The sequence below is a fragment of the Pseudonocardia sp. 73-21 genome, from assembly GCF_001899645.1.
Classification (GTDB): Bacteria; Actinomycetota; Actinomycetes; order Mycobacteriales; family Pseudonocardiaceae; genus Pseudonocardia.
Genome location: NZ_MKVV01000074.1, coordinates 39,910 through 51,757 on the forward strand (window position 1 = coordinate 39,910; position 11,848 = coordinate 51,757).

At 74.0% G+C, this 11,848-nt stretch carries 10 protein-coding genes and 1 pseudogene; 6 read left to right on the plus strand and 5 right to left on the minus strand.

The window, feature by feature from the left end; all coding sequences use genetic code 11:
• Positions 1 to 62: 62 nt before the first annotated feature.
• Both BGP03_RS23420 and BGP03_RS23425 read right to left on the minus strand, forming a co-directional pair.
• Positions 63 to 266: a hypothetical protein gene (locus BGP03_RS23420; RefSeq protein WP_296375054.1), complete on the minus strand. Its 204-nt coding sequence runs from the start codon at positions 264 to 266 to the stop codon at positions 63 to 65.
• 23 nt (positions 267 to 289) lie between these two features.
• A complete protein-coding gene (locus tag BGP03_RS23425; protein ID WP_298795960.1) occupies positions 290 to 838 on the minus strand; it encodes an XRE family transcriptional regulator in 549 nt (182 codons plus the stop codon).
• Positions 839 to 857: 19 nt separating this feature from the next.
• Between BGP03_RS23425 and BGP03_RS23430 the strand changes: the two genes are divergently transcribed.
• Complete coding sequence (locus BGP03_RS23430; RefSeq protein ID WP_296375058.1) at positions 858 to 2,033, plus strand: benzoate/H(+) symporter BenE family transporter; 1,176 nt, start codon at positions 858 to 860, stop codon at positions 2,031 to 2,033.
• Positions 2,034 to 2,561: 528 nt separating this feature from the next.
• Here the strand turns inward: BGP03_RS23430 and BGP03_RS23435 are convergent.
• On the minus strand, positions 2,562 to 4,580 hold the full coding sequence (locus BGP03_RS23435; RefSeq protein ID WP_298795956.1) for a M3 family metallopeptidase: 2,019 nt from the start codon (positions 4,578 to 4,580) through the stop codon (positions 2,562 to 2,564).
• Here BGP03_RS23435 and BGP03_RS36045 point away from each other — a divergent pair.
• A pseudogene (locus BGP03_RS36045) lies at positions 4,510 to 4,911 on the plus strand (NUDIX domain-containing protein); the annotation flags it as partial. The gene BGP03_RS23435 and the pseudogene BGP03_RS36045 overlap by 71 nt on opposite strands.
• Before the next feature lie 45 nt (positions 4,912 to 4,956).
• On the opposite strand, the gene BGP03_RS23445 reads toward BGP03_RS36045, so the two are convergent.
• Entirely contained in the window at positions 4,957 to 6,339 is a 1,383-nt protein-coding gene (locus tag BGP03_RS23445; RefSeq protein ID WP_363094335.1) for a GMC family oxidoreductase N-terminal domain-containing protein, read from the minus strand.
• 19 nt (positions 6,340 to 6,358) lie between these two features.
• On the opposite strand from BGP03_RS23445, the gene BGP03_RS23450 reads away from it, so the two are divergent.
• Positions 6,359 to 7,588 (plus strand): M18 family aminopeptidase, encoded by a 1,230-nt coding sequence (locus BGP03_RS23450; protein ID WP_298795951.1) that lies wholly within the window; start codon positions 6,359 to 6,361, stop codon positions 7,586 to 7,588.
• On the opposite strand, the gene BGP03_RS23455 is transcribed toward BGP03_RS23450, so the two are convergent.
• On the minus strand, positions 7,572 to 8,396 hold the full coding sequence (locus BGP03_RS23455) for an alpha/beta hydrolase (protein ID WP_296375067.1): 825 nt from the start codon (positions 8,394 to 8,396) through the stop codon (positions 7,572 to 7,574). The two genes, BGP03_RS23450 and BGP03_RS23455, sit on opposite strands and share 17 nt — an antisense overlap.
• 119 nt (positions 8,397 to 8,515) lie before the next feature.
• Here BGP03_RS23455 and BGP03_RS23460 point away from each other — a divergent pair, with 119 nt between their 5' ends.
• From BGP03_RS23460 to BGP03_RS23470, 3 genes are all read left to right on the plus strand, one after another.
• A complete protein-coding gene (locus tag BGP03_RS23460) occupies positions 8,516 to 9,775 on the plus strand; it encodes an MFS transporter (protein ID WP_299737496.1) in 1,260 nt (419 codons plus the stop codon).
• A complete protein-coding gene (locus tag BGP03_RS23465; RefSeq protein WP_298795948.1) occupies positions 9,772 to 10,614 on the plus strand; it encodes an oxygenase MpaB family protein in 843 nt (280 codons plus the stop codon). Before BGP03_RS23460 ends, BGP03_RS23465 begins: the two co-directional genes overlap by 4 nt.
• Before the next feature lie 484 nt (positions 10,615 to 11,098).
• The gene (locus BGP03_RS23470; RefSeq protein ID WP_296375072.1) at positions 11,099 to 11,716 is read left to right on the plus strand and encodes a hypothetical protein; all 618 of its coding nucleotides are present in this window, start codon (positions 11,099 to 11,101) and stop codon (positions 11,714 to 11,716) included.
• Positions 11,717 to 11,848 lie beyond the last annotated feature (132 nt).

Sequence of the window (11,848 nt, forward strand, 5' to 3'; positions counted from 1 at the left end):
TCGCGTGCGCGAGTCGGCGCTTTCGCGTGCGCGAGTCGCGGGGTGGGTTGGGTGCGGGGTGGTCAGCTCAGCTGGCGCTTGGTGTGGCTGCGGGGACCCTTGCCCTGGTCGGCACGGCCGGCCTGCGGGCCGACGTGCGACGGGTTCTTGCCCTTGGCCTTCGCCCGGCGGTCGGCGCGGTTGAGCGGGACCTCGACCTCGGCCTCGTCGATCTCCGGCTCGGGCTCCGGGGACGGGGTGGGCTCGGACGGGGTGGGCTGGGTCACCAGGTCAGCCTAGCCGTGGGAGGTCAGGCCGGCGGACGCGGATAGCGGATGAGCAGGCTCGCCAGCACGTCCGTCTCGCCCACGGCGGCGTAGCCGTGGGGGACGTCGGCCGCCCACTCGACGTACTCGCCCGGCCCGGCGCTCCCGGCCGCCGTCTCCAGCACCCCCGCGAACACCGTCGCGTGCTCGGTGACCCCGGCGTGGTGCGGGGGCGACTGCTGCGCCGCCCCGGTCGGGATCCGCATCCGGTACAGCTCGTAGGTGATCGGGCCGTCGTCGAACACCCGCAGCAGCGTCATCTCGACGGCCGCGCCGCGCACCAGCTCCGTCGGCGGGGTCGCGAGGATCGCCGTCAGCGGCAGCTCCAGCGCGGCGGCCACCGCGTGCAGGGTGTCGAGCGTCGGGTTGCGGGTGCCCGCCTCCAGACCCGACAGCGTCGCCTTGCCCAGCGACGCCCGGCGCGCGAGCTCCGACAGCGACCAGCCCCGCTCGGCCCGCAGCGCCGCGACGCGCGGCCCGACCGTCGTCCCGGAGTCGAGCGCCGGCCGACCCCCTTCCGGTTCCGCTGCCACGCGGGTTAGCGTTCCGTATATGGAACGGTTCGTGCAACCCGCGCTCGCCGGACTGGTCGCGGCCCTGGTCGGGTTCGCCGGCTCGTTCGCCGTGGTCCTCACCGGGCTGCGGGCGGCCGGGGCCGACGAGGCACAGGCCGCGTCGGGGCTGCTGGCGGTCAGCCTCTGCTCCGGGCTCGTGGCGCTCGTGCTCGGCGTGCGCATGCGCATGCCGATCAGCATCGCCTGGTCGACCCCGGGGGCCGCCCTGCTGATCTCCTCCGGGGCCCCGGAGGGCGGGTTCGGCGCGGCGGTCGGGGCGTTCCTGCTGTGCGGTGTGCTCGTCGTCGTCAGCGGGCTGGTGCCGTGGCTGGCCCGGGTGATCGCCGCCATCCCGGCCAACATCGCCGGCGCGATGCTGGCCGGAGTGCTGCTGGAGCTGTGCCTCGCACCGGTCCGCGCGACGGCCGAGGTGCCGCTGCTGGCCGCGCCGGTGATCGTCGTGTGGGCGGTGGTCGGGCGGTTCGCGCGGCCGTGGGCGGTGCCGTCCGCGCTCGCCGTGGCCGTGGTCCTGATCGTCACGACCGGCTCGGGCCTGCGGGGCGCGGACCTCGCCCCCGCACTGACCTGGACGCCACCGGTGTTCAGCCTGCCGGCGCTGGTCGGGATCGGGCTGCCGCTGTTCCTCGTCACGATGGCGTCGCAGAACGTGCCGGGGATGGCGGTGCTCGCGCAGTACGGCTACTTCCCGCCGCTGCGCCCGATCCTCGCCGCCACCGGCCTCGCGACGCTCGCCGGAGCCCCGTTCGGTGGGCATGCGGTGAACCTGGCCGCGATCAGCGCCGCCCTGTCCGCCGGCCCCGACGCCGGGCCGGCCCCCCGCCGCTGGATCGCGTCGATCACCAACGGGGTCGCGCTCGCGGTGCTCGGGCTGGCCGCCGGTCTGGCGACGGCGGTGCTGGCCCAGTCGCCACCGGTCCTGGTGGAGGCGGTGGCCGGGCTCGCGCTGCTCGGGGCCCTGGCGGCGTCGATCGCGTCCGCGGTGGCGGAGCCCTCGGGCCGGGAGGCCGCCGCCGTGACGTTCGTGGTGACGGCCGCGGGCATCGGCTTCCTCGGCCTGGGCTCGGCGTTCTGGGGCCTGCTGGCGGGGGGCGCCACGACGCTGCTGCACCGCCGCCGCGCCCCGACGCCCGCCGCCGTGGGACCACGGTCATGATCAGCGGTTCGGCGCAGAAGCGGCCACATCCGGCCGGAATCGCGCCGATCTGCCGATCAAGGCACCGACACCACGCGAGGTAGCGGCCGTCCAGGAGGAGGGGTTCCGGGTCGCCCGGCCGCTGCGGACCACCGCCGGGCGCTGGAACCACGACGGCTGGACCGCGTCGCTCCACGTCGAGGGCGCCGTGGCTCCCCGGTGGACGGAGATCGTCGACGCGGGCGGCGCCTTCCACGCCGCGCTGGCCGGGTTCCCCCAGCCGTCCTTCCGCCGCGCCGACGTGTGGGCCGTGGGTGACCGCGCGGCCCGGCACGAGCCGGACGTCGACGTCGTACCCGAGCTGCGGACGGTCCATGCGGCGCTCACCCCATTGGTTCCCCGGACGGCGGACGGCCGGGCGCAGCTGGTGCACGACGACCTGACCGGCAACGTCCTGTTCGCCCCCGGCCGACGAGCGAGCGCGTCCGGCGGACGGGGCAGGCCGCGACCGCCACCGAGGTCACCCGTACGTGCGGGCCGCGGAGCTCGTCAGCTCGGCGGCGTAAGGCCGCGGCGGGCCAGGAGCGGGGCGATCTCCGGATCGCGGCCGCGGAAGGCGCGGTAGGCCTCCATCGGGTCGACGGCGCCGCCGCGGCTGAGCAGCTCGCGGCGGAAGGTGTCGCCGTTCCCGCGCGTCAGGCCGCCGTTCTCGGTGAACCACTCGACGGTGTCGGCGTCGAGCACCTCGCTCCAGATGTAGGAGTAGTAGCCCGCGCTGTAGCCGCCGCCGAAGATGTGGTTGAAGTAGGTGCTGCGGTAGCGCGGCGGGGCGATGGGCACGGCGATGCCGGCCGCCTCCAGCGCCCGGGCCTCGAAGGTCTCCACATCGGACGGGATCTCCCCGGGCGCGAGCCGGTGCCAGGCCTGGTCCAGCAGCGTGGCCGCCAGGTACTCCGTGGTGGCGAACCCCTCCCCGAACTGCCGCGACGCGGCCAGTCGCTCCACCAGCTCGACCGGGATCGGCTCGCCGGTCTCGTGGTGATGGGCGTAGTTCGTCAGGATCTCGGGCACGTCCAGCCACATCTCGTTGACCTGCGACGGGTACTCGACGAAGTCGCGGGGCACCGACGTGCCGGAGAACCGCGGGTAGCGGACGTCGGAGAGCAGGCCGTGCAGCGCGTGGCCGAACTCGTGGAAGAGCGTGCGCACGTTGTCCATGGAGATCAGCGCGGGCTCGCCGTCGGCGGGCTTGGCGATGTTGAGGGTGTTGAGCACCACCGGCTTCGTGCCCAGCAGGTGCGACTGCGTGACGAACGAGTTCATCCACGCGCCGCCGCGCTTGGAGTCGCGGGCGAACACGTCGGCGACGAACAGCCCGAGCTGCCCGTTCTCGTCGTGGACGTCGAAGACCCGCACGTCGGGGTGGTAGCGGGGCAGGTCGTGCCGCTCGGCGAAGCGCAGCCCGTAGAGCAGCCCGGCGGCGTGGAAGACGCCGTCGTGCAGCACCCGCTCGAGCTCCAGGTAGGGGCGCAGCGCCGCCGCATCGAGGTCGAAGCGCTTGCGGCGCACCTGCTCGGCGTGGAACGCGCGGTCCCAGGCCTCGATCGGGTAGCCGGCGTCGGCGGAGAGCTCCTCGGCCTCGGCGCGGGCGTTCGCGGCGGCGACGGGGGCCATCGCGTCGAGCATCGCGTCCATCGCCTCGACGGTGGCGGCGGTGCCCACCTCCACCACCCACGACGCGTGGTGCGGATGCCCGAGCAGCTGCGCCCGCTCGGCCCGCAGGGCCGCCATGCGCAGCACGATGGCGCGGGTGTCGTGCTCACCGGCCAGGCCACGGGTGATCGACGCCGTGTGCAGGCGCTCGCGCAGCGCCCGATCGGTGAGCGACGCCAGGGCGGGCTGGCCGGTGAAGAGCATGAGCGTGATGAGGTGGCCGTCGAGCCCGCGGTCCTGCGCCGCCCGCGCCGCCGCCGAGATCGCGTCGGCGGACAGGCCGTCGAGCTGCGCCGGATCGGTGACGTGGACGGCGCCGGCGTTCGCCCCGGCCAGCAGCGTCGAGCCGAAATCCGTGGACAGCGAGGAGAGCTCCGCGTTGAGCGCGCGCAGACGCTCCTGCTCGGCGGCGCCCAGCCGGGCCCCGGCGCGCACCGCGTCGCGGTGGTAGCGCTCCAGCAGCCGCTGCGACTCGGCGTCCAGACCGTCGGACGGGATCGCCTCGATGCGCGCGAACAGCGCGGGGTCGAGCGTGATCGCGTCGGAGTGCGCCGCGAGCTGCGGCGCCACCTCGGCCTCGATCGCCCGGATGCCCTCCGTGCTGGCGGAGCTGACGAGCGTGAAGAACACGGCGGACACCCGGTCGAGCACCGCGCCCGAGCGCTCCAGCGCGACGATCGTGTTCTCGAACGTGGGTGCCTCGGCGGACGCGGTGATCGCGTCGACCTCCGCCCGCTGCTGCGCCATCCCCTCGGCGAACGCGGGGAGGTAGTGCTCCTCGCGGATGGCGTCGAAGTCGGGGAACTCGAACGGGAGCGGGCTGGGTGCGAGGAACGGGTTCACCGGCGCGAGCATAGGTCGGGTGGAGCACGTGCGGGTGGGGGTCGGGGCGGTGGTGGCGCAGGACGGGCGGTGGCTCGTCCTGCGCCGGACGGGTGCGCACGGCGCGGGCACGTGGGGCCTGCCCGGCGGGCACCAGGAGTTCGGCGAGTCGCCGGAGGAGACGGCCGTGCGGGAGGTGGCGGAGGAGACGGGGCTCGACGTGCGCGCCACGGCCCGGCTGGGCTTCACCGACGACCCGATGCCGGAGATCGGCCGCCACTACGTGACGCTGTTCGTGGCCTGTGAGGTGCTCGGGGGCGAGGCCCGGATCACGGAGCCCGACAAGGCGACCGACCTGGCCTGGACGACGCCCGACGAGCTGCGTGCCCGCGACGACCTCTTCGCCCCGCTACGCCGGTTCCTCGACGGTGAGCAGCTCCGCCGCCTTCTCCCCGATCGCGACGGCCGTGGCCGCCGGCCCGCGCCGCGGCACCGTCGGGATCACGGACGTGTCGGCGACGCGCAACCCGTCCACCCCGATCACCCGTAGCTCCGCGTCGACGACCCGGCCGATCGCGGCGCTCCCGCACATGTGGACGGACGTGGTGAGGTTCTCGGCGATCCAGCCGTCGAGCGCACGGTCGTTGCCCAGGACGTCACCCTCGGGGGCGGTGCGCCGGCCCAGTCCCGCCCGCAGCAACTCGGCGGCGGTGCGGATGGCGTGCCGCAGCCGGCGCCGGTCGTGCTCGGTGCGCAGGTAGCCGTAGGCGATGCGGGGCCGGGGGTCGCCGAGCTCGATGGTGCCGCGGCTGTCGGGGGCCTGCAGCGCGCACATCAGGTGCAGGTCACCCCCCGGCACGAAGGGCCGGACGAACAGCAGCACCTCCGCGTCGCCGGCGGGATCGGCACCGCAGTCGAGGTCGAGCGCCACCTGGCTGCCGGGCGCCTGCGGGTGCGCGCCGGGGTCGACGTCGGCGAACGGGAGGTAGACCGACGGGTGGTCGGACCAGCCCTGGCCCACCCCGTCCCCGATCCCGGACGCCATCAGCACCTGCGGCGTGGCCACCGCGCCCGCGCACAGCACCACCTCACCCGCCTCGATGATCTCGCCGCTGCGCAGCACCACCCCGCAGGCCCGGCCGTGGTCGAGCAGGACGCGCGCGACGGGGGCGAGCCCGCGGACGGTCAGACCGGGCCGCTCGCCCACCAGGTACGCCGACGCGGCGTCGACCCGCACCCCGTTCAGCGAGTTCGACGGGACGAGCCCCGCGCCGGGCGCACCACCGGCGTTCTTGTCCGCCTCGTCGGGGAAACCCAGCTTCGCCGCGGCCTCGAGGAACCGGTCGACGGCGGGATGGCGCAGGTCACCGGCCGGGCGGACGACCGGGACCGGGCCGTGGTCGCCGTGGTGCGGACCGGCGAAGTCGTGGTCGTGCTCGGCGCGGACGTAGTGCGGCAGCAGGTCGGCGTAGGACCAGCCCGGCACGCCCCAACCGTCGGCGTCGGCGGGGGTGACGCGCGTCCAGTTGGCGCCGTTGATCGCGCCCGACCCGCCGAGCCCCTTGCCGCGCGGCACGATGTGGGAGTTGCCGGGCCGCAGCTCCGCGGCGTAGGCCCAGTTCCGGGGGTGCCGCGGGGCGGTGGCGGCGAGCGAGGTGGCGTCCCGGAGCTCGGGGAGGGAGTCGAGCGGCCCGGCCTCCAGGAGCAGCACGCTGCGACCCGGCCGGTCGGTGAGCCGGCCCGCGAGCGTGCAGCCCGCGGAGCCACCGCCCACGATCAGCACGTCGACCATGTGCGAGAGGATGCACCCGATGAGTGATCTCGTGCAGGATCTCGCCGAATTCGTCGTCGCCGCGCCCACGCCGTACCACGCGGTGGCCGAGGCCGTGCGCCGTCTGGAGACGGCCGGGTTCACCGGCGGCCCCGGGCCCGGGCGCCGCTACCAGGTGCGCGACGGCACGGTGCTGGCGTGGTCGGCGCCCGAGGGCGTGGTGGCCCCGCTGCGGGTCTTCCTCGCCCACACCGACTCCCCGACGCTGAAGGTCAAGCCCAACCCCGACGTCGGACGCGGTGGCTGGCGGCAGGTCGGCGTCGAGGTCTACGGCGGCACGCTGTGGAACACCTGGCTCGACCGCGACCTCGGCCTCGCCGGACGCCTCGCGCTCTACGACGGCTCGACGGTGCTGGTGAACGTCGACCGTCCGCTGCTGCGCGTGCCGCAGCTGGCGATCCACCTCGACCGCGGCGTCAACCAGGGCCTCAAGCTCGACGCGCAGCAGCACCTCCTCCCGATCTGGGGCCTGGGCGCGCCGGCGGAGGGCGACCTGCTGGAGTTCCTGTCCGGCGAGGTCGGCGTCGACGCGGACGAGATCGCCGCCCACGACCTCGTGGTCCACGACCTCACGCCCCCGGCCCGCCTCGGTGAGGAGTCGGACCTGTTCGCGGCGCCGCGGCTGGACAACCTGTCGTCCGTGCACGCGGGCATCGGGGCGCTGATCGCGGCGGCCGACAGCGGCGAGGTCATCCCGGTGTTCGTCGGGTTCGACCACGAGGAAATCGGCTCCAACTCGGCCACCGGCGCGGCGGGCCCGCTGCTGGAGGAGCTGCTCACGCGCCTGGCGGGCGGGTTCGACGCCCGTCGGCCGGTGTTCGCGGAGTCGCGCTGCCTCTCGGTCGACGTCACGCACGCCGCCCACCCCAACTACCTCGAGCTGCACGAGCCCGACCACCGCACGCTGCCCAACCACGGCCCGGCGCTGAAGGTCAACGCCAACCAGCGCTACGCCACCGACGCGCCCGGGGCCGCGGCGTGGCAGCGCGCCTGCCGCGACGCCGGCGTGCCGACGCAGGTGTTCGTCGGGAAGAACACGGTGCCGTGCGGGTCGACGGTCGGCCCGATCACGGCCACCCGGCTGGGCATCCGCACCGTCGACGTCGGCATCCCGGTGCTGTCGATGCACTCGGCGCGCGAGCTGTGCGGGGTGGACGATCCCGGCTTCCTCGCCGCGGCGGCGACGCGGTTCCTCAGCGACCCGCTCTGAGCAGGCGGAGGAGTTCGGCCGCGAACTCCTCCGGCTGCTCGTCGTAGCCGATGTGACCACCGGGGAACTCGACGATCTCGCGACCGAGGCGCTGCGCCAGCCGGACGTTGGGCCGGCAGGGCATCGCGTCGGTCTCGCGGGAGGTGCGGCCCACGGCCGGCACGATCCGGTCCGCGACCGCGCCGAGCGCCGCGACGTCGGGCCGGTAGGCGGGGTAGGACTCGAACTCGTGCTCGAACCAGAACCCCATGTTCTGCGGGACGCGGCCCATCATGGCCAGGCGCCCGGGTGACGGCTCCCCGACCGGCACGGCGGGCCGGGTGAGCCCGACGGCCGTCCCGAACTCCGCGAGCGCGGGCATCAGCCCCTCGGCCTCGTACCTCGCGCGGATCCCGGCGAACCGCGCGGCCCAGGCGCCGGGGTCGTCGAGCAGCTCCAGGATCGGCGGTTCGTGCACCACCACGACGCGGACGAGGTCGGGGTGCCGCGTGACCAGGTCCAGCGCGACGATCGCCCCGGAGCTGCTGCCGAACACGAGCGCCTCGCCGCCGTGCGCGCAGATCAGCGCGGCCGCGTCCTCGACGTCGGCGGCGATGCGGCCGGCCCCGGCCGGAGGAACGTCGAGCGGGCTGCGCACGAACCCGCGCCGGACGTAGGTGAGCACCGTGACGTGCTCGGCCAGCGGGCCCACGATCCCGTCGAAGGAGGCGCTGTCGCCGTTGCCGCCGTGGATCAGCAGGAGCAGCGGACCGCTGCCGTGGGTCTCGGTGTGCAGGCGGGCGCCGGGCACCGCGAACTCCTCGATCACGCCTCCACCGTAATCCCGGTCACCGTTTGACAGCCCCCGCTCGCGGTCGCACCCTGCGTGACACGTCGACCGGATCGAGGTACCCCATGGCCACCACGGCACCACCACAGCCAGCCCAGATGCGCTCGCAACGGCGACGGGCCGTGGTCGCGAGCACGGTCGGCACCACGATCGAGTGGTACGACTTCTTCCTCTACAGCACCGCGGCGGCGTTGATCTTCCCGTCGTTGTTCTTCCCGGCGCAGAGCACGTCGGTGGCCGTGCTGGCGGCGTTCGGGACGCAGTTCGTCGGGTTCGCCGCCCGCCCGATCGGGGCCGCGATCTTCGGCCACTACGGCGACCGGATCGGCCGCAAGGCCACGCTCGTCACCACCCTGCTGATCATGGGGATCTGCACGGCGCTGATCGGCGCGCTGCCCACCTACGAGTCGATCGGCTACCTCGCGCCGCTGCTGCTGACGGTGCTGCGGCTGCTGCAGGGTGTCGCCGTCGGCGGGGAGTGGGGCGGGTCGGTGCTGCTGGCGATGGAGTGGGGGTCGCCGAAGCGGCGCGGGTTCATGGCGAGCTGGCCCCAGCTCGGCGTGCCGCTCGGCCTGCTGCTGTCCACGGCGCTGGTGCAGATCATGTCGGCGGCCACCGGTGACGCGTTCCTGAAGTGGGGCTGGCGCATCCCGTTCCTCGTCAGCATCGTGCTCGTCGGCGTCGGCCTCTACGTCCGGTTGAAGGTGCTGGAGAGCCCGGAGTTCGCCGAGGTCAAGAAGACGCAGGCCGTCGTGAAGCTGCCGATCGTCGAGGCGTTCCGCACGCAGTGGCGCGAGATCCTGCTCGCCGCGTTCGTGCGGATGTCGGAGCAGGCGCCGTTCTACATCTTCATCACGTTCGTGCTGTCCTACGGCACGAAACATCTGAAGCTCCCGCAGAACTCGCTGCTCGTCGACACCCTGATCGCCGCCGCGATCGGGCTCATCAGCGTGCCGTTGTTCGGCCACCTCTCGGACCGCATCGGCCGGCGGACGATGTACGCCATCGGCATCGGGTGCGTCGCCGTGTTCGCGTTCCCGTACTTCGGGCTGCTCAACACGGCCGTGCCCGGGCTGGTGCTGCTCGCGATCGTGCTGTCGCTGATGTTCCACGACATGCAGTACGGCCCCCAGGCCGCGCTCATCGCGGAGAGCTTCGGCGCCAACATCCGCTACAGCGGTGCGGGCATCGGCTACCAGCTCGCGTCGGTGATCGCGGGCGGGCCGGCGCCGCTGATCGCGGCCGCGATCCTCGCCGGCACCGGATCGAGCACGTGGATCAGCGTCTACATCCTCGGCTGCTGCGTGGTCTCGCTCGTCGCGCTGGTTCTCCTGCCCCGGCGCACACTGGACGTATGACCCAGGACCACGGCCTGTTCGGACCCGACTCGGTGACGTGGCGGGTCCACCTCGAACCTGTCATGTGGGTGGGCGGGTTCCGGGCGCTGCTGCTGCAGTCGCTGCACCCGCGGGTCATGCGCGGCACGTACCAGAACTCGGCGCTGTTCGACCCGAAGAAGGCGTGGTCGCGGTTCCAGCGCACGGTCGAGTACGTGGGGGTTCGGACGTTCGGGGCCACCGCCGACGTCGAGCGCGTCGCCGGACGGGTGCGGCGGCTGCACGCGTCGTTGACCGGGTTCGACCCCGACACGGGCGACACCTTCCGTCTCGACCACCCGTCGCACCTGCTGTGGGTGCACGCCACGGAGATCGACTCCTACGCGCAGATCGCCCGGCGCTCGGGCCTGCTCGACGACGACGGCGTCGAGCGGTACCTGCGGGAGAGCGTGCGGGCGGCGCGGGTGATCGGGCTGGACGACGCCCCGTCGTCGCGGGCGGAGATGCGGGAGTACATCGAGAGCGTGCGACCGGAGCTCGCGATGACCGACGAGGCCCGCAAGGCCGTCGGCAACCTGTTCGCGCCGCGCAGCGAGGCCCCGACGCAGGTCCAGGTCGCCGTGCCACTGATCGCGACGCTGTCCCTGACGACCCTGCCCCGCTGGGCCCGCCGGCTCTACGGCCTGCCGGGCGTCCCCCCCACGGACCTGGGCGCCACGGCCACGCTGCGGGCTCTGCGCACGACCACGCGCATGCTCCCCGACATCCCGGCGCCGCCGAACATCCAGGAGGCCCGCCGCCTGGTCCGCGAGGCGACCACCCCCACCCGCCGCTGGACCCCCCGCCTCCTGATCAGCTGACCGCCCCCTCCCGCGCGAGTCGGGCCCCACGTGCGCGCGAGTCGGGCCCTGCGTGTCCGCGAGTCGGGGCCTGCGTCTCCGCGAGTCGGGGCCTGCGTGCGCGCGAGCCGGGCCCTGCGTGCGTGTTCGTGTCGCAACGAACCCGCGACACGGACGCACGGAGACCCCGACTCGCGCACATCGAGACCCCGACTCGCCGGCCTCAGGGCCCCGACTCGCGGGGGTCGGGGTCAGCGCCTCGACGGCGTCGAGCCCGCCCACGACGGCCGCGGTGACGAGCGCGGTCCGCAGCCGCGGCCGGGAGGCGGCCACGGTCAGGTCGGCGCGCAGGGTCGCGAGATAGCCGTTCTCGGGCTCACCCCGCGCAGGCTCCGGCGGCCCGCCAGGCAGACCCACGATCGCGACGGGACCCGCGCCCGTCGCTTCGCCGAGGTCGTCTCAGATTTCGACCACCAGAAGGCCTGATCTCTGGTGTGATCTGCGCATGATTCACGAGGCAGAGCTGTTCGTGAAAGCCGAGCAGATGCTCGTCGAGGTGATCGGCCGGATCCGTTCCGAGCACTGGCGCCTCGTGATCCCGCCCCTGTTCGACATGCCCGGTGCCGACAAGCCCAGCCCGCTGCGGCCGCTCGTCAACCAGTACGCGTACGACAACGCGTGGGTGCCGGACATGCTGGCCGGGCGCACGATGGACGAGGTCGGCCGCGACAAGTTCGACGGCGACCTCCTCGGCGACGACCCCCACGCCGCCGTCACCCGCATCTCCGACGCCGCGTGCGCCGCCGCGAGCCAGGTCACCGACGGCGACGCCGTGGTGCACACCAGCTTCGGGGAGTTCGCCGCCCGCGACTACTTCTGGCAGATCGACATCGCCCGGTGCTTCCTCGCCCACGAGATCGCGATGGCGCTGGGCTCGCGGGCCTGCCCGCTGCCGGAGGACCTGGCCAAGGGGATGTACGACGGCACGGCGCCCGTCGCGGAGCAGTGGCGCTCGGTCGGGGTCTTCCGCGAGCCGATGCCCTACCCGCCCGGACACGTGTCGTGGCGCGACCAGTTCCTGCTCACCGCCGGCCGGGACCCCCACCCCTTCCTGGACCACTGAGCTCGGCGGCGGACCGATGACTTCTCGGCCCGCCGCCGGTCCACTGTCGACGACCGGACTGCAGGGCCTGCTCGACGCCCGGTCCACAAGGGAAACGTCCCGGGCGCGGTGGCCCTGGCCGCCCGCGGCGAC

What these genes read in the sequence shown, in the direction of transcription:
- BGP03_RS23445 (WP_363094335.1), bottom strand. Translation starts at nt 6,339, where the DNA reads ATGGTCGACGTGCTGATCGTGGGCGGTGGCTCCGCGGGCTGCACGCTC.
- BGP03_RS23430 (WP_296375058.1), top strand. Translation starts at nt 858, where the DNA reads ATGGAACGGTTCGTGCAACCCGCGCTCGCCGGACTGGTCGCGGCCCTG.
- BGP03_RS23470 (WP_296375072.1), top strand. Translation starts at nt 11,099, where the DNA reads ATGATTCACGAGGCAGAGCTGTTCGTGAAAGCCGAGCAGATGCTCGTC.
- BGP03_RS23465 (WP_298795948.1), top strand. Translation starts at nt 9,772, where the DNA reads ATGACCCAGGACCACGGCCTGTTCGGACCCGACTCGGTGACGTGGCGG.
- BGP03_RS23450 (WP_298795951.1), top strand. Translation starts at nt 6,359, where the DNA reads ATGAGTGATCTCGTGCAGGATCTCGCCGAATTCGTCGTCGCCGCGCCC.
- BGP03_RS23460 (WP_299737496.1), top strand. Translation starts at nt 8,516, where the DNA reads ATGCGCTCGCAACGGCGACGGGCCGTGGTCGCGAGCACGGTCGGCACC.
- BGP03_RS23435 (WP_298795956.1), bottom strand. Translation starts at nt 4,580, where the DNA reads ATGCTCGCGCCGGTGAACCCGTTCCTCGCACCCAGCCCGCTCCCGTTC.